The sequence below is a fragment of the Thalassovita mediterranea genome (assembly GCF_001458435.1).
Taxonomy (GTDB): domain Bacteria; phylum Pseudomonadota; class Alphaproteobacteria; order Rhodobacterales; family Rhodobacteraceae; genus Thalassobius; species Thalassobius mediterraneus.
Genome location: NZ_CYSF01000003.1, coordinates 1 through 17,420, shown reverse-complemented (window position 1 = coordinate 17,420; position 17,420 = coordinate 1). Strand labels below are relative to the sequence as shown.

Sequence of the window (17,420 nt, the reverse complement as noted above, 5' to 3'; positions counted from 1 at the left end):
TTCGAGTGTGTTTTCCGGTTTGTGAGCATCTTCCAGCAATGCGCGATAGCTGCCGTTAAGGGGCTGCGCAGCCAAAGCCGTCTGTATTTCATTCGCTGACGGCGACACCACCAATGGCAGTGATTAACCAACGCTGTCCCAAGACCAGACAAGACAAAACCAATTGGCATGCAGCACGGCGTTTGAGCCGTCGCAGGATCGCGTGTCGGCAAGTTTAATTAACTGCGGGGCCAAAGAAGCCGCCGTCGTACAGGGGGGATTCCTCTGGGGGAGAGGTGACAATTATGACTTTGAACGAAACATATAGAACAGATGCGCCCAAAACGGTTCTGATCGCAGGGGGCTGCGGATTTTTGGGATCGTGGTTGTGCGAACGACACTTGGCGTTAGGTGATCGGGTGATCTGTGTCGATAACCTGCTGACTGGGCGGCTGTCTAATGTGGCAGGCCTGCTGCGGCATCCAAATTTTACCTATTTGAACCACGACATCGTGCACCCCTTGCCGGTGCGGGATGCTTTGGCTGGGCCGATTGATCAGATTTTCAACATGGCCTGCGCGGCCTCGCCGCCCAAATACCAGCTGGACCCGATCCACACTTTCCAGACCAACATCTGGGCGTGCAGAACCTGCTGGAACTGGCACGGCTCAAGGGGGCGCGGTTCCTGCAATCTTCGACCTCCGAGGTGTATGGTGATCCCCTGCAAAGTCCGCAGGTCGAAGACTACAAAGGTAACGTCAACACCTATGGGCCGCGTGCCTGTTATGACGAAGGCAAGCGTGCCGCAGAGACGCTGATCCTGGAATACCGCCGTGCCTACGGGGTGGAAACACGCATTGCCCGTATCTTCAACACCTATGGGCCCCGTATGCGTCCTGATGATGGGCGGGTGATCTCGAACTTTGTGGTCGAGGCATTGCTGGGCGAACCAATCACTATCTATGGGGATGGGTCGCAGACGCGTTCCTTCTGCTATGTGGAGGATCAGATTGATGGGCTGATGGCACTGATGGCCAGCCCAGATTGGCACCAGCCGGTGAATATCGGCAATCCCGACGAACACAGCGTTCTGGAAATGGCCGAGATCGTACTGGCCAAAACGGGGTCGGGGTCAAAATTGGTGTTCTGTGATCTGCCACAGGATGACCCGATGATCCGCCGTCCCTGTATTGCCCGTGCCAAAGAGGTGTTGGGCTGGGCGCCGCGGGTCGGTTTGGATGAGGGGTTGGAACAGACCATCGCCGCCTTCCTGAAAGAGCTGGACAATGGCCAGCTACACCACGTGGCCGCACAATGAGTGCCTCGGTCATCCTTGTCACAGGTGGGGCCGGTTTTATCGGCAGCCACGTGTGTAAACAGCTGGCCCGCGAAGGGTTTCAGCCCTTGGTGATTGATGACCTGAGCACAGGCCATGAAGAGGCGGTGCGCTGGGGACCGTTGGTGCAGATAGATGTGCGTGACACCGACCGCGTTACCGAGGTGTTGCAACAGTTCCAGATCGAAACCGTGATGCATTTCGCTGCCTCCGCCTATGTGGGGGAGTCGGTGATGCAGCCGCTGCGCTACTACGACAACAACGTCGGTGGGATGATCTCGCTGATGAAGGCCTGCCAGCAGGCCGACGTGTCGCGGGTGATCTTCTCCAGCAGCTGCGCCACCTACGGCGCGCCCAGCCATCAGCCGATTGGCGAGGAAACGCTGCAAACCCCCACCAACCCCTATGGGCGCACCAAACTGGCCTGTGAACAGATCCTACGCGATGTGGGGCGTGCTAACGGCATGCGTCATGCGATCCTGCGCTATTTCAATGCGGCTGGATGTGATCCCGAGGGAGAGCTGTGTGAACGCCATGATCCTGAAACCCACATCATTCCCTTGGCATTGATGACGGCTGCGGGGCAGCGGCAACAGTTCAGCGTGTTTGGACGCGACTACGCGACGCCTGATGGCACCTGTGTGCGTGACTACATCCATGTCACCGATTTGGCGGTTGGACATGTGGCGGCGTTGAAACACCTGCTATCAGGGGGAGAGTCGCTATCGGTCAATCTGGGAACGGGTCACGGGCATTCTGTGCTTGAGATCATCAACAAGATCGAACAGATGGCGACCTGCAAGATGCCCGTGGTGTTCGAGGATCGCAGGGCAGGGGATCCACCCATTCTGGTGGCGGACCCGGACCGCGCGCGCGATCTCCTTGGCTTTCAGGCGCGTCATAGTCAGTTGGAAACGATCTTGCGCGATGCAGCGCCCAGTTTTGGGGTGCATGTGTCATGACCCACCTCGTCCAAACCAACGCGCACCCAAGATCTGTCGCAGATACCTATAACCCGCGTATCCTGCAGGGCGCACGCCTGTGGCGGTATCGTGTGGCACTGGCGTTCTGGTTCGGGGCGCTGGGCTATTTCTGGGTCTGGTGGCTGTCGCCGGATCACATTTTGTCGCCTTGGCGGTTCTGGTCTCTGACAGCGCTCTTGTTCTGGGTGACTTTCCTGCAGGGGTATTTCCTGTACTTCGCCCTGCGGGCGCGCCGCGTTACCGCGACTTTGGCTGATCTGGGGGATTTCCGTGCGGCGATGGTGGTCACCAAAACCCCGGTGGAGCCGCTGTCGGTGGTGCAAAAAACGCTGACCGCAATGCTGCAACAAAACGTGCCTCATGATACCTGGCTGGCGGATGAGGACCCAACCCCCGACACCATTGCATGGTGTGAGGCGCATGGCGTCAAAATCTCTAGCCGCAAGGGGGTTGCCGATTATCATCGCGATAGCTGGCCACGCCGCACCCGCTGCAAAGAGGGCAACCTTAGCTATTTCTACGACCACTACGGCTATGATCAGTACGACTATGTGGTGCAATTGGACGCCGATCATGTGCCCCATCCGGGCTATCTGGAGGCGATGCTCACCCCCTTTGCCGACCCGGATGTTGGCTATGTCTCTGCCCCAAGCATCTGTTCAAGCAACGCCAGCGGCAGTTGGGCGGCCCGCGCGCGCCTGCATTCCGAGGCGATGTTTCACGGGGCCATGCAGGCGGGCTACACGGGTGGTTGGGCCACCATGTGCATCGGATCGCATTACGCAGTGCGCACCAAGGCGCTGCATGATGTCGGCGGTCTGGGGCCCGAACTGGCCGAAGATCACTCTACCTCGATGATCCTGAACGCAGGCGGGTGGCGTGGGGTGCATGCCCTTGACGCCATTGCCGAAGGGGACGGGCCGCGAACCTTTGCCGATATGATCACGCAGGAATTCCAGTGGTCGCGCAGCCTGCTGAGCCTGCTGCTGCGCTATACCTCAAACTACTACAGCGCATTGCCACGGGCGCTGAAGTTCCAGTTTGTCTTTAGTCAGATGTGGTATCCGATCTTTGCCCTGTTCATGGCCGCAACCTTTGCGCTGCCCATTCTGGCGCTGATGTTTGATGTCCGCTGGGCCGATGTGACTTATCCGCAGTTCCTGTTGCACAGTCTGCCCACAGGCGTCAGCCTGATCCTGATCGCGGCCATGTTCCGCCATGATAGATTGTTCCGCCCCTTTGATGCGCGGGTGCTGTGCTGGGAAAAGTTGCTGTTTCCGTTGGCGCAGTGGCCGTGGGTCCTGTGGGGCTGTCTGGTGGCGGTGTTTGATCATCTAACAGGCCGTTTCGTCGATTTCCGCATCACACCCAAAGGCAAAGATGAGGCCGAACCGTTGCCATGGCGGGCGATCCTGCCCAGTTTCGCGCTGGCTTTCATGGCGCTTTGGGTGGTGCTGGCGGTGGATGACGTGCGCGAGGCAGCTGGGTTTTACGTTTTGGCACTGCTTAACGCGGTGCTGTATTCGGCGCTGTTTTTGGTGGTGGTTCTAAAACACATTCAGGAACAGGGAATGCGTCTGCGCAGTTTGCCGGTCACGGCGGTGGCGCAGATAGCGGCTGTCTTGATCCTGATATCGCTGGCCACACAGGCGACGGCACTGCGCGGTGCGCAGGGTGTGCATGCGATCACTGCGGGGCTTGGGCCTGTGCGGGTGGTCGAAACCCGGTTCAATGTGTCCGGTGCGGGCCAGGCGACTGGATCCCTGCGCTACGAGTTTGATTTTTCGTGGAACTAATTCGCCGTCATTCATTGGGGTAGTCCCCGCGGCGTCAAAATTTAAAGGAGGAGAAAATGACCTATCATCGCGATCCACGCAGTATGCGCTGGTCAGGCAAACTCCTGCAAATGATGTTTTTTGCAGGGCTGATCCTGTCCCCCGTTATGCCCAATTCCACCAACGCGGCACCGCCCGGCGATATGCCTTTCGGTGCCTATGATCCCGGCGGCGATTTCGCCAATGATGCTGAGGTGTCGATCGAACATTTGTTCCTGCCGTGGGAAGACGTCTTCTTGCCCAGTTTGATTGATGCAGATGTCTACGCCCAGGAGCGCAACCGTGCGATCCTGACCACGATTGAGCCGTGGACCTGGAACGTCAGCGAAAGAAACTCGCCCGATTATCTGCGCAACAGCCTGCTGTCTGGGGATTACGACGGATATATGCGGGCGATTTGTGCGGTTCTTGGCACAATGGAAAGTCCGGTGACCATCCGCTGGGCGCAAGAGATGGATGATTTCAGTGGTCAGTTTATCTGGGCCAAGTGGGAACCGGACGACTATGTCGCTGGTTTCCGCCGCGTTGTCGACATCTGCCGCGAAGAGGCGCCACAGATTGATGTGATGTGGTCGCCTTTGGGGTTTGAGAACCTGCCGGAGTATCACCCGGGCGATGACTACGTGGATCTGGTCGGCGTTTCGGTCTTTGGTCTGCAGCGCTGGGAAGAGGCCGAATTTGGTAATGCCCGCAGTTTCGTCGATATCCTGACCCCGCGCTATGAACGTGCTGTGCAATTTGGCAAACCCGTTGTCGTGGCCGAATTGGGCTACGTCGGGGATGCAGATTATGTCCAGAAATGGGAGCAAGAGGTCCGTCAGGTCTATCCGCAATTCCCGTCGCTGGTCGGTGTCATCTATTTCAATCAAACCGAGGTCTACCCTTGGCCCGATGGATTCGGCCTGCCGGACTGGCGGATCAACGAAAGGGTCGAATGAATTTCAATTGTTGATCGTGTTTGAAACAAACGGGTGCCACCTACCGTGGCGCCCGTTTTTTTGTGGTCCAGCGATCTGGCAAAAATGCGCTTATCTTCTTTGGTTTGGGGGGTAAGTCAAAAGAGGTCGCTAATCCTCCGTATGGATTAATGAAACTGTAATCTTCATCGTGCTAGCGTTTTCGCGCGTGATGCAAGGTGGTCACGTTATCGCCACTTTTGCATGACATCCTTTGTAGGTGGATTATGTATCCAACCGCTTTCTTGTATAAGCGGACCAGAGGCAATGAACTGAACACAGGCAAGACTGGCAGAACAGCCTTCCAAAATGAACTGATAACCCCATTTGTGGGACCGGTCTTGTTTGGCCTATCGAAGCGGAGACCCCAATGACGCTGAAGATGAAGACCCAAAAAACTGCTGCTGTACTGATGGCGGCACTTGTCCTGGCTCGCCCTGTCGCTGCGGCGGGAAACAGTCCTGCTCAGCATGGCAAGATCAACACGCAAAGGTTGAGTTATGATTGGCTGCGCAGTGCGGACGTCACCCGTGTGGCATCGGCCATGACCCCGTCCGAGCGTAAAGTGCTGGCAGCACGTTCCGCCCGTTTTGGCAATGGTGCCTGGGTGTGTTCCCCTGCGGGATCGGGCCAACGGTCGCAGTGCTACGCACGCTGAAACGCACGTCAGACCAGTTTGTTTGACGCAAAATTAACGGCTGCAAGTCGTGACATCCCTCGATCTGGTGGGGATGTTGCGATTGTGGTCGTTTTTTCTTAAATATTCCCAATTATCGTTTTTAATCATAGCTTACGCATGGTAAGCTAATTCATCATTACATGTTGAAAACTGCAAATTGAATTGCAAACCCCCGGGAGTTTCTGCGGGCACCTGTTGTGCTTGCGCGGGGGATGGTCTGCCAGTGTGACAGTGGCAGTTTGACCCTGAACACAGGCCTTTGTTGCCCCTTTTGTCCGACGCCGAACGCCCTGCGTTTCGGTTCTCAGAAGACGTGCGTCTGACAGTTGGGGCTGCAAGACGGGAGGTTATAATGTCTACACGTCAAACGGGTTCATTGCCCGGTCAACAACGGTATCAAACAACAGTTAAATCGGTGGGGCATTGGGCCGCTATTGCAACGGCGGCGCTGTTGTTGACCGCGCCGCTTGCGTTGTCGCAACAAACAAGTGGCAGCAGCGCGTCTAGCGCCGCTCAAAGCGATCCGCAGGCGCTGCTCCAATTGGGGCAGGCCTATTACTATGGCTTTGGCGGGGTCGATCGCGATCCGCAGCAGGGGCTTCAATTGATGCAGCAGGCCGCTGATGCGGGGCATGTTCCAGCGCAGTCGGCGTTGGGGGCTATCCTGTTATTCGATGTCGATGCAAATCGCCAGAAGAAGGGTGTTCAACTTCTTGAAATGGCGTCTAAATCTGGCGACGTCGAGGCACAAAAAACACTTGCTGGTGCGCTCCTTTGGGGGGTGAATATTGACCGCGACACAGGACGCTCGCAGTCACTTTATGAACAGTCCGCAGCCGGTGGAAACACTGCCGCCCAGCGGGAATTGGGGCGGCAACTGGTTCTGGGAACTGCCTTTGACCGTGACGCACCGCGTGGGGTGAGCCTGCTTGAACAGGCGGGGGCTGCTGGTGACAGCGCTGCGTTGGTGGCGCTGGGAACCTTTCTCTATGACGGGACCGCAGTTGGACGCGACAGAAAACGAGCGCTTGGTTTGTTTCAACAGGCCGCTGCGGCTGGTGACGGGGCCGGTTTGGAATGGCTGGGCGCGCGAATGATGTGGGCCGAACAATCCCCACAGATGGCTGAACGCTATCTGCAGCAAGCCGGCGAACTTGGGCGTGGATCTGCCTGGTCGACGCTGGCCAGCGGTGCGATGTGGGGTTACCTGCCTGGACGATCACGCGCCAAATTCGACGGTTATGCTGAACTGGCCCGTGCAGCAGGGCAAACAGATGTTGCCGTGATGGAGGCCCAGCGCCGAATTTGGGGGATCAGTATGCGCGCCAGTGGGCCCGAGGCGATCAAGATCCTTGAATTGGCCGCTGACACTGGCAATCGTGACGCCTTGTGGTTTTTGATCGGTCAGGTGCGCAACGGCAATAAATGGAACATCCGCAAACAGCCGGACCGTGCCCGTGCCTATTTGGATCGCTACGACAGTTTTCTGTCGCCAACCGAACGGGCGCATCTGGAATTGTCGATCGATGCCGCCGAGGTCGCGACAATTCCCAAGTTCCGCACGCTGGCACGCCGATATGAAGTCCAGCCAGAGCTGAAAACCTTTCAGTTCTCGCAGGATATGTTCGCTGCCAATCCAAATTTCGTTGTCTACATGTTGCAGGACGAATTGCGCGCCGCAGGTCGTTACACTGGGCCGATTGATGGTTTGGCAACGGAAAAAACACTGCGCGCATTACGGGCGGCCTGTCAGGGGCTGCGTGATACGTCGCTGTGCGGAAATACAGTTTTGCATCCAAACCGGGTTGCTGCGTTAATGTCGCGCTAAGCGCAGACGCAGCCAAGGGCGGTCTGTCGGACGTCTTCCCCAGAGCGTTCCGGCAGACCGCTGGTGTTTACGTCGCGCGCCCGCCGGGTGCCCGCGTTTTGGGGCGCAGTGGCCTTGGTGCTTTAGTTCTGAAAGATCGCGCTTTCCCATTCCGATAGAAAAGTCGTTTTTTTCAACTGATCCAGAAACACCAACAGACCGGGGCCAATTTTGATCCGGTTCAGCGATGGTTCCACACGGCCAAGGTCTAATTCACTGCTGGTCAGTGGAGCGGCATTGGGCCCGTGTGATTTGGCCAGTAGGTGATCAATAAAACGGCCCGACAGTTCCGGCGATTGGGCGGTGCTGGTGATCAGCGCGGTGCGCAGCATAACTGTCGTGAAATCAGAGGGCAGTATGATGGCATAATCCTGATGATCTGGGCGGTTGATCGCGTAGCTGCCCAGTACATTGTAGGCAATTAACAACTCACCGGATTTCACTGCATCAATCATATCCGAAGAACAGCAAAACAGCTGCACATCCAGTCCGCCCATAACCTCGGTCAAGCGCCAGTAGATTTCTGATGCCCGTGTGTCCTGTGTGGCAAACAGATAGCCCAATCCCGACTGGCGCACGTCATAGGTGCCAGTGCGACCGCGAAACACATCCGGATGCTGGCGCAACAGATTGATCAGGTCGTTGCGGGTCTGCGGGATCGGCAGATCACCCAAACCGGTCTTTGACACCACAATGGCCGCCGGTTCCTGTGTGAAGGCAAACAGCATGTCGTTCCAAACCGCCCAACTGGGCAAAGCGCTGGTGGCGTCCGAAGTGTAGCGGCGTGCCCATCCATCATTGGCCAGTTTCGTTTGTAGATCCATTGCGCTGGAGACGACCAGATCAAAGGACTGCCGTTCTTCGATAATCGCTTTTTGCAGCTCGGTTGAACTTGCAACGGTGTAGTCGATCGCAACTCCGGGGGTGGCGTTCAGAAAAGAGGCGATCATCGGTTCGAAAAACGCGATGTCCGCTGTTGAAATGATCCGCAGCACCCGTTCGCTATCTTTGGGGCCGAACCACGCGACGTTTTCGGCTTCGAACGCGCTGGCCCAGCTGGCTGACAGCATTAGGACAATGGAAAGAGCAAACTGACGCATGCGCCGCCTCCTGTTGTATTGGCGATTTTGAGGGTGCCACCGTGCGCCTCGATCACCTCTTTGGCGATGGTCAATCCAAGACCTGATCCGACAATCGACTGGGTGTTGGCCCCACGGGTAAACCTCTTGGGCAATGCGCTCAGTTCCGAAGGCAGGAACCCCGGTCCGGTGTCAGTCACGCGGATCACCGCATCCTGTGGTCCAGCATTTAGCGCCACCTTGATGTCAGCACCGGCGGGGGCGTATTTGACGGCATTATCCAGTAGGTTCAACAAGGCATTCTGCACCAAAATCGGGTCGCCCTTGACCGTCGCGGTATCCAGATCAGCAATATCGAGGGTGATATCCTTGAGTTCCGATGTCGGGCGCGTCCGCTCGACGCTTTCTTCGACTAATCGGTGCAGGGCGATTTCTTCGCGGGTCAGGTGGTCCAGACGAAAGGTCACCATCGCATGATCCAGCAGCTGTCCTGCGGTGCGTGAACTGTCGTCTATGGCACGGATCATTTCTGTCAGCGCCTTGCGTGTTTCGGGATCTGTAGACTTGCGTTCTGCAACCTCGGCTTTGGTGCGAACCACGGCCAGTGGTGTGCGCACGCGATGTGCGGCCTCGGCGATGAAGTCTTCGGACCGCCGAAGCGATTGATGCAGGCGACGCATGAAGGAATTGAGCGATGTCACCAAGGGCACCATTTCCGATGGAACAGGTGCTGCGACGGGACGCAAATCTCTGGGGCCACGACGCGACATTGACGCCGTCAACCGATCCAGTGGTCGTATTGTGCTACGCGAAATAATGCCCGCCAACAGCACCGACACCAGAAAGAACCCGGCCCCAATACCCATCGACGTTCGCGAAATACGCGCCAACGCTTGTTTCTGGCCAGACAGCGTCTGGGCGACCGATACATGCAGATAGCGCTGGCCTGTGTCGGTGGAAACCCGACGGCCAACGGTTGCGACCCGCACCTCTTCGCCTAGAAAAACTGTGGACACATAGGCGGGGCCCGCGCCGCCCGACCTGACAGCCTGCGGCAGATCGGCATAGCCGCTGAGGAATGTGTCTTCCAGCCGGATGGCGTAAAACACCCGCTCGTCGGAAATGCTGTCCAGCATGGACAGGGCGGAATAGGGCAAGTCGATCGTAATTTCGCCACTGCTCAGGCGGGCGCTATCCAGAATGGATAGGGCAGATGCTGTCAGGACGTTGTCTTGGCTGTCCTGCGCGACCTGACGGGCGACGGATTGCACCACGAAATAGACCACAATCGCCAGAACAGCGGAGCTGGCCAACAAGGACAGCAACAGCCTGCGGCGCAGAGATCCGTTTGCGGTGGCGCGCCTCATGTGATGTCCAGTTTGTAGCCAAGACCGCGGATGGTGGTAATTTTTACACTCGAACTTTCAAGATGCCGCCGCAGCCGCCCGATGTAGACTTCAATCGCATTTTCGGTGACGTCTTCGTCATAGGAAAATAGCCGGTCGACCAACATGGATTTGGAAAAAACCTGCCCCGGTGCATTGGCGAAAACCTCAAACAAACGCAGTTCTCGGGGGCGCAGCTGCACGTCCTGATCCGGCAATTTCAGTGTACCAGAATGCGAATCAAAATGCAGATTCCCCAAACTCAACAAGTTTTGTGCGGCCCCGCCACGGCGCCGCATTACCGCCCGACAGCGCGCTTCCAGCTCGGAAAAATCAATCGGTTTAACCATGTAATCATCCGCGCCAAGATCCAACAGTCCGACGCGATCTGCAACTTCTGATCGTGCTGTGAGGACAATGACAGGGGTGCTTTCCTGTTGTTGTCGATGCTGCGCCAGAAAGGTCCGGCCGTCGCCATCAGGCAGCATAATATCAAGCAAAATCAAATCATAAGACGTCGTTGCTGTGAAGTCTTTGGCGGTCTGTATGTCTGGCGCATGATCAACAACATGGCCGTCCAGCATCAGCCTGTCGATGACAGCTTCGGCCAATTGTGCGTTGTCTTCGATCAAGAGGAACCGCATGAGTTTTTTCGCCCGTTTTATGGTCGTGTCAGCTTTGTGTCAGTTTGGGTTGTCAGCTTCTCCCGACATGAGCGGCAAGCGCCGCCAATGTCAAATGGGAGGAAAACACATGACATTCAAACTCGGCCGTCGCGCCTTTATCGCAGCCGCCGCAGCGTTCGGACTGGTTGGCCCAATTGCCGGTCCCGTAGCCGCTGATGGCCATAAGGTCGTTGATAGCATCCACTTCCTGATCCCCGGTGGGGCCGGTGGTGGCTGGGATGGCACTGCGCGTGGCACCGGCGAAGCCCTGACCGCTGCTGGTCTGGTGGGCAGCGCTTCTTATGAAAACATGTCCGGCGGTGGCGGCGGCAAGGCAATTGGCTACCTGATCGAAAACGCCGATAGCCAACACGGCACGTTGATGGTCAACTCGACCCCGATCGTGATCCGGTCACTTACTGGCGTATTTCCCCATAACTTCCGCGACCTGACGCTGGTTTCGGGCACCATTGGCGATTATGCCGCGATCGTGGTGGGCAAAGACAGCCCATTGAATTCGATGAGCGATCTGCTGGCGGCCTTTGATGCAAACGCGTCTGGTACGGCAATTGGCGGGGGATCGGTGCCCGGCGGCATGGATCATCTGGTTGCCGCGATGGTGATGGAAGCTGCAGGCAAAGACGCGCTCAGCGTGAAATACATCCCCTATGACGCAGGTGGTAAAGCAATGGCAGCCCTGCTGTCCGGCGAAATTGCCGCCCTGTCGACAGGCTTCTCCGAAGCGGTCGCGCTTGCGGATGCGGGTGAGGTGAAAATCCTCGGGGTGACTGCAGACGCACGCGTGGCGGCCTATGATGCGCCGACGATGAAAGAGCAGGGCATCGACACCACCTTCGTCAACTGGCGTGGTTTCTTTGCAGCGCCCGGCCTGCCTGATGACAAGCTCGCCATGTATCAAGACGCGATTGCCAAAATGTATGACACCCCGGAATGGGAAGCCGTGCGCGCCCGGAATGGTTGGGTGAACATCCATAACTCCGGTGACGACTTCAAAACCTTTCTGGAAGGGCAAGAGAAGGTCATTGGCGATCTGATGAAGAAGCTGGGCTTCCTCTGATCAAAGAGGTGCGAGGGGCGCTGCCCCTCGCGCTCCCCGAGGTATTTATCGCAAGAGGAAGGGGAGAGCGCAGCGCCCTCCCCATGTGGAAGGCAATACCTTCCCCTTGCACGGTCATCGGCTCCTCAGCCTGTTCCGTGGCTCGATCTTAAACCAATGAAAGTTAAGAAACTCTTTCCTCTTGCCCAAAATACCTTGGGGTGAATTGAGCCAAGGGCTCAAGAGGGGCAACGCCCCTGAGACTATCCGAAAAAGGGAGGATCCCGATGGCTTTGGACCGCTGGGTATCATTTGTCATTCTGTGCGCCGCACTTGCCTATGGGTATGCCGCGTTCTTCACTATGGACGCTTCGTTGCCGCCGTTCATGCAACGCAATCCGATTTGGCCGTCTACCTTTCCCAAGGTTTTGGCGGTGCTGACAGTTTTGACTTCGTTGGCCATTTTGCTGGGATTGGAAAAGTCACAAGAAACCGAAAAAGAGCCCGAAATCGATTATCGTCGGTTGGGGGATTACCATCTGGGTCAGGCGCTGACGTTGTTGGGGTTGATGGTGGCCTACGCATTGTTGCTGCGGCCAGCCGGTTTTTTGTTTGCCACGTTTGCCTTTCTGTCGTGCGGTGCTTTCACACTTGGTGAGCGCAAGTTTCACGTCCTGCTGCCTGTCGCGGCCCTTGCCAGTTTTGTGGTCTGGTATCTGGTTGACGAAGTGCTGGGGATCTTTCTGCGGCCCTGGCCGTTCTTCGCGTGAGGAGGTGTTGAGATGATTGAGGGACTTCTCATAGGACTGGGTGCTGCGTTTTCAATCCAGAACCTATTAATGGTCATCGCGGGCTGTCTGATTGGCACGTTTATCGGCATGTTGCCGGGGCTGGGGCCGATGTCGATCATTGCCATCATGATCCCGGTGGCGATCACCATTGGTGATCCCTCGGCAGCGATTATTCTGCTGGCTGGGGTGTATTATGGCGCGATTTTTGGCGGATCGACCTCTTCGATCCTGTTGAATGCGCCTGGGGTTGCGGGGACGGTTGCGTCTAGTTTTGATGGCTATCCGATGGCACGCAAAGGGCAGGCGGGCAAAGCGCTGACGGTTGCTGCGATTGCGTCTTTTGCGGGCGGCAGCATCGGGGCGCTGTTGTTGATGATCTTTGCGCCGATGTTGTCGACCGTGGCGTTGTTGTTTCATTCGGCCGAGTATTTTGCGCTGATGGTGGTGGGTCTGTCCGCGATTGCGGCCTTTGCTGGCACGGGCAATGTGGCCAAAGCGGTTTTGATGACCCTTTTGGGGTTGGTCATGGCCACGGTTGGTGAAGGGGCTTTGTTCAACATGCCGCGCTTCACGATGGGGTTGATGGATTTGCAGTCCGGCTTCAGCTTTATCACCTTGGCGATGGCGATGTTTGCCCTGCCAGAAGCGCTGTTCTTGGTGTTGAACCCTAAACGGTCTGCGCAGGGCAGCAGTGGCAAGATCGAGAACCTGCGCATCACGCGTGAAGAGGGGCGCAAGATCGCACCGGTCATCGGGCGCCAATCTGTGCAGGGGTTCTTTATCGGGGTGTTGCCGGGGGCAGGGGCGACCATTGCGTCATTTTTGGGCTATGCGGTGGAACGCAACATTGCCAGCAAAGAAGAGCAGGCAGAGTTTGGAAAAGGTGCCATTAAGGGGCTGGCCGCGCCGGAAACGGCAAACAATGCGGCCTGCACCGGGTCCTTTGTGCCGCTGCTGACGTTGGGTATTCCGGGGTCGGGCACAACTGCGATCCTGCTGGGGGCGTTGATTGCATTGAATGTCACGCCGGGGCCGCGTCTGATGATCGACGAACCTCAGATCTTCTGGGCGGTGATCATTTCGATGTACATTGGAAATCTGGTGTTGTTGATCCTGAACCTACCACTGATCCCGTACATCGCCAAAGTGCTGTCTATCCCGCGCAACTATCTGATCCCGTTCATTTTGTTCTTTACCCTGATGGGCAGTTACATCGGGCAGAACAATGCGACAGAGCTGTTGATCCTTGTCGGAATGGGAATTTGTGCGACGGTTTTGAAGTTTGCGGACTATCCGCTGGCACCGCTGTTGATTGGTTTCATTCTGGGGGGAATGCTGGAGGATAACTTCTCCCGTTCGATGCAGCTGTATGATGGGATTGGCTTCATTGTCGATCGGCCGATGACACTTGGCCTACTGGTGATTGCAGTGTTGTTGGTGGTTGTTCCCAGCTACCGCGCCCGCCGTGCCAAGGCCCGCGCGCAGGGTGTGGCAGAAGGCGACTGAGGCGTATAGTTGGCGGGCGGCCAGAGGGTTTGATGATCTGGCCGCCCGCAATTTCGATTTGCAGCGTTGAACATCTGATGTCGCCATCGTCGTCCTCATGCCGGCGTCGCTTGTGCGGCGCACAAAAGAGCATTCGGAGTGCTTTTCGCGGCGTAATCTTTATGTTTTTCATTGAGATATGGGAAGAAACTATGCGACCACCGCATGTATGAAATCACGCGAAATTGGGGCCAAACGCCAAAGGCTTGGTGCGGCCACCGTCTCTATCATTTATGCGATCACGCGTCTGGATCGGACGCGGGCAACGGTGTCCACCCTTTGGCTCATGGCAGTGAACGAAGGCGCGTGGAGCATTTCAGCACTGTCGGAGGCTCTGTCGATTGACCGATCTACGATCCGGTCAACCCTACGCGCCTTGGAGGAGGAGGGATGTGCCAAACAGGGCTGGTCGCTGACACCAAAAGGGCAATTTGCGGCGTGGTGCACGTTCAAGCAATTCTGGTCTTATTTGGACCGCGATATGCGCCAAACCCTGAAGACCTTTGGTCAGACGACCTACAAACAGCCGGTAAAACAGTTCATGCGGGTGTTTTGTGATCTGGATCGGGTGGTGCGGACCCTGCGCCATACCCTGTCTCAAAGTGCCGTTGCCGATGTTTTGATTTATCTCCCAAAGCCGGATGGTTGGACGATTTCAGAAATCAGCGACTATTCGGGGGTTGCGTATCAGACAGTGCATCGCGAATTAAATGTCCTGAAGGCATCCGGTTATGCGGCTCAGGAAGGGAAGCGTTTTACAATCACCCGAAAGGGGCTGTTTTGGGATTTTGGACGGTTTTTGAACGTGCTTAAACATCTGTCGCGTAACAGTTACCTGACTGCTGTCAACGGCGGAGTAAAATTCGGCCATTGTGGCGGAGCAAAAGTCGGCCAGTTTGGGGCGAGCGCCTTGGAGCGTGCGGCCCTCATATAGCAAGCCCGGTCCAAGGCGCATTGGCCGTCAGGCCAATTCTGTGAGGTTCATTTGTTAGCGGCGGCGAGGCGGGCGCGGCTTTGATTGAGGCGGTAGCTTTCGCCGTTCATCTCGAGGATGTTGACGTGGTGTGTCAGCCGGTCCAGCAGCGCGCCGGTCAGGCGTTCGGTGCCGAAGGTTTCGGTCCACTCCTCGAAGGGCAGGTTGCTTGTGATCAGGGTCGACCCTCGCTCGTAGCGCTGTGAGATCAGCTCGAACAGAAGCTCGGCGCCGGTTTTGCTCAAGGGGACGAATCCCAGCTCGTCGATGATCAGCAGTTTGACCTTGGCGAGTTTGCGCTGGAGTTGCAGGAGGCGTTTTTCGTCGCGGGCCTCCATCATCTCGTGCACGAGGGCTGCGGCGGTCACGAAGGCGACAGGCAATCCTTTCTGGCAGGCAGCCAGTCCCAGCCCGAGGGCGACATGGGTCTTGCCGGTGCCGGAGGGACCGAGCGCGATCACATTCTCCTTGCGTTCGATCCATTCGCAGCGCGCCAGCTCCAGCACCATCATCTTGTTGAGCGACGGGATCGCCTTGAAGTCGAAGCTGTCCAGGCTTTTGATGGTCGGGAACTTTGCGGCCTTGATCCGGCGTTCCACCATGCGCCGTTCCCGGTCGATCAGTTCCAGCTCGGTCAGCCGGGCCAGGTAACGCACGTGATCTACGCCTTCAGCGGCGCAGATACGGGCCTGCTTGTCATGTTCACGCAGGAACGTGGGCAGCCGAAGCGTTTTGAGATGGTGGGCCAGCAGCAGTTCGGGTGCATCCGTCATGCCCCACCTCCTGCCAGCAGGCTCATGTAGGATGCGGCGGAGGTGGTGGTGATGTTGGTTCTGGGCAGGAAGGGATAGACATCCAGATCCAGCCTCGGAGGCCTTTGCTCGACCCTGCACAAGATCAGGTGCTTGATTGCATCGAAGCTGACCGCTCCCATTCGCAGGGCATCTTTGACGGCAAGATGCAGCACGTCAATCTCGAAGCGCTCCAGAAGGCGCAGGACCTGCACATACTCGCGCTTGCCGGCCTTTCCCTGCCGGGCTTCCAGCAGTCGGCGCAGGGTTTTGAACGCTTCGGGCAACTCCCAGCCCTGCAGAGGCGCGGCCTGATCGAAGGACATGATCTTGCGTTCGATCAGCGCCAGGTAATGCAGTGGATCAAACACCATGTCGCCGGTGTCATAGGAGCGCGAATGCTCAGCGATCACCTCGGCGCCGCAGCCGATGACAACCCGGGTCACGAAGCCCTTGATCCAGACCGCACGGTGGCCGTAGGCAACCGGCACCGAGTAATCATTGCCGCGATAACGCACCACCGATGTCGATGTGACCTGGCCACTTTGCAACTCACAGGCCTCAAAGGGGGTGCCGGGCAAATCCCGCATCGCCGCGAGATCGGCCTTCAGCCGTTCCCCGATGCTGACCTTGTGGCCACGCAGAACATCACCCTGGCGCTTGCGGCACTGCTCTTCCAGGTGAGCGTTGAACGCGTGCCAGTCCGGAAAGGACGGGATCGGCACCATGAAGTTGCGACGTCCGTAGCCGACCAGCCCCTCCACGGCCCCTTTGTCATTGCCCTTGCCGGGACGGCCATAGCGGTCCCGGATCACGTAATGCGACAACATCGCGCTGAACCGCTGGGTTCTTTGCCGGGAGCCATCCGGCAGAATCCGGGCCACCAGACAGCGGTCATTGTCATAAAGAACCGACTGGGGAACCGCGCCGAAGAACGCAAAGGCATGGACATGGCCGTCAAGCCACGCCTCGGTATTGGCCGCAGGATAGGCCCGGATGTAGCATGCGTCGCTGTGCGGCAGATCGAGGGCAAAGAAGTGTGCCTTCTGCTCGACGCCGCCGATCACGACAAGCGCTTCACCAAAATCGGCCTGTGCATGACCGGGCGGATGGCTCAGCGGCACGAACATCTCCTTGCCGGTCCGCTTCCGGTCTCGAACGTAATCCTTGACGATGGTGTAGCTGCCATCAAAACCGCACTCGTCCCGCAACCGCTCGAAAATACGCTTGGCGGTGTGACGCTGCTTGCGAGGGCGGCTCCTGTCTTCAGCAAGCCATTGGTCCATCTGGCTGGTGAACGCATCCAGCTTCGGGCGCCTGATCGGCGCTGTCCGCCGATATCCCGGCGGTTCCGAATAGGCCAACATCTTCGCAACACTGTCCCGGCTGATCCCAAAATCCCGGGCAATCTGACGCCCGCTCAATCCATCCTGGAAATGAGCGTGACGCACCTTCAAATACAAGTCCACGGTGTATATCCCCAAGCCCTCCCGAAATCC

General features: G+C 57.4%; 14 protein-coding genes and 1 pseudogene. 10 read left to right on the top strand and 5 right to left on the bottom strand.

The window, feature by feature from the left end; all coding sequences use genetic code 11:
- Positions 1-284 precede the first annotated feature (284 nt).
- The 6 genes and pseudogenes from TM5383_RS02285 (at position 285) to TM5383_RS02260 (ending at position 7,596) form a co-directional block, all read left to right on the top strand.
- Positions 285-1,297 (top strand): annotated as a pseudogene (locus tag TM5383_RS02285) (UDP-glucuronic acid decarboxylase family protein).
- Positions 1,294-2,277 (top strand): UDP-glucose 4-epimerase GalE, encoded by a 984-nt coding sequence (gene galE, locus TM5383_RS02280; RefSeq protein WP_058317440.1) that lies wholly within the window; start codon positions 1,294-1,296, stop codon positions 2,275-2,277. The pseudogene TM5383_RS02285 and the gene galE overlap by 4 nt, the downstream one beginning before the upstream one ends.
- Complete coding sequence (locus TM5383_RS02275; protein ID WP_058317439.1) at positions 2,274-4,094, top strand: glycosyltransferase family 2 protein; 1,821 nt, start codon at positions 2,274-2,276, stop codon at positions 4,092-4,094. Before galE ends, TM5383_RS02275 begins: the two co-directional genes overlap by 4 nt.
- Positions 4,095-4,150: 56 nt before the next feature.
- Positions 4,151-5,071, top strand: coding sequence for a glycoside hydrolase family 26 protein (locus TM5383_RS02270; RefSeq protein ID WP_231724998.1), 921 nt, complete (start codon positions 4,151-4,153; stop codon positions 5,069-5,071).
- 388 nt (positions 5,072-5,459) lie between these two features.
- Positions 5,460-5,747, top strand: coding sequence for a hypothetical protein (locus TM5383_RS02265; RefSeq protein ID WP_058317438.1), 288 nt, complete (start codon positions 5,460-5,462; stop codon positions 5,745-5,747).
- A gap of 373 nt (positions 5,748-6,120) precedes the next feature.
- Positions 6,121-7,596 carry a tetratricopeptide repeat protein gene (locus TM5383_RS02260; protein ID WP_058317437.1) on the top strand — a complete coding sequence of 492 codons (1,476 nt, stop codon included), beginning with the start codon at positions 6,121-6,123 and terminating at the stop codon, positions 7,594-7,596.
- Between the two features lie 122 nt (positions 7,597-7,718).
- On the opposite strand, the gene TM5383_RS02255 is transcribed toward TM5383_RS02260, so the two are convergent.
- Genes TM5383_RS02255 through TM5383_RS02245 form a run of 3 tightly spaced genes read right to left on the bottom strand, consistent with a single transcriptional unit; the run spans position 7,719 to position 10,743 of the window.
- Positions 7,719-8,735 (bottom strand): ABC transporter substrate-binding protein, encoded by a 1,017-nt coding sequence (locus TM5383_RS02255; protein ID WP_058317436.1) that lies wholly within the window; start codon positions 8,733-8,735, stop codon positions 7,719-7,721.
- Positions 8,705-10,081 (bottom strand): sensor histidine kinase, encoded by a 1,377-nt coding sequence (locus TM5383_RS02250; protein ID WP_058317435.1) that lies wholly within the window; start codon positions 10,079-10,081, stop codon positions 8,705-8,707. Before TM5383_RS02250 ends, TM5383_RS02255 begins: the two co-directional genes overlap by 31 nt.
- Positions 10,078-10,743, bottom strand: coding sequence for a response regulator transcription factor (locus TM5383_RS02245; RefSeq protein ID WP_058317434.1), 666 nt, complete (start codon positions 10,741-10,743; stop codon positions 10,078-10,080). The genes TM5383_RS02250 and TM5383_RS02245 overlap by 4 nt, the downstream gene beginning before the upstream one ends.
- A gap of 109 nt (positions 10,744-10,852) precedes the next feature.
- On the opposite strand from TM5383_RS02245, the gene TM5383_RS02240 reads away from it, so the two are divergent.
- The 4 genes from TM5383_RS02240 (at position 10,853) to TM5383_RS02225 (ending at position 15,091) form a co-directional block, all read left to right on the top strand.
- Complete coding sequence (locus TM5383_RS02240; RefSeq protein WP_058317433.1) at positions 10,853-11,842, top strand: tripartite tricarboxylate transporter substrate binding protein; 990 nt, start codon at positions 10,853-10,855, stop codon at positions 11,840-11,842.
- Positions 11,843-12,108: 266 nt separating this feature from the next.
- Positions 12,109-12,591, top strand: a complete 483-nt coding sequence (locus tag TM5383_RS02235) for a tripartite tricarboxylate transporter TctB family protein (RefSeq protein WP_058317432.1) — start codon at positions 12,109-12,111, stop codon at positions 12,589-12,591.
- Between the two features lie 12 nt (positions 12,592-12,603).
- The gene (locus TM5383_RS02230) at positions 12,604-14,118 is read left to right on the top strand and encodes a tripartite tricarboxylate transporter permease (RefSeq protein ID WP_058317431.1); all 1,515 of its coding nucleotides are present in this window, start codon (positions 12,604-12,606) and stop codon (positions 14,116-14,118) included.
- Positions 14,119-14,326: 208 nt separating this feature from the next.
- Positions 14,327-15,091 (top strand): helix-turn-helix domain-containing protein, encoded by a 765-nt coding sequence (locus tag TM5383_RS02225; RefSeq protein WP_058317430.1) that lies wholly within the window; start codon positions 14,327-14,329, stop codon positions 15,089-15,091.
- Between the two features lie 47 nt (positions 15,092-15,138).
- On the opposite strand, the gene istB is transcribed toward TM5383_RS02225, so the two are convergent.
- Entirely contained in the window at positions 15,139-15,903 is a 765-nt protein-coding gene (istB, locus tag TM5383_RS02220) for an IS21-like element helper ATPase IstB (protein WP_058317429.1), read from the bottom strand.
- Positions 15,900-17,399 carry an IS21 family transposase gene (istA, locus tag TM5383_RS02215; protein WP_139246466.1) on the bottom strand — a complete coding sequence of 500 codons (1,500 nt, stop codon included), beginning with the start codon at positions 17,397-17,399 and terminating at the stop codon, positions 15,900-15,902. The genes istB and istA overlap by 4 nt, the downstream gene beginning before the upstream one ends.
- Positions 17,400-17,420 lie beyond the last annotated feature (21 nt).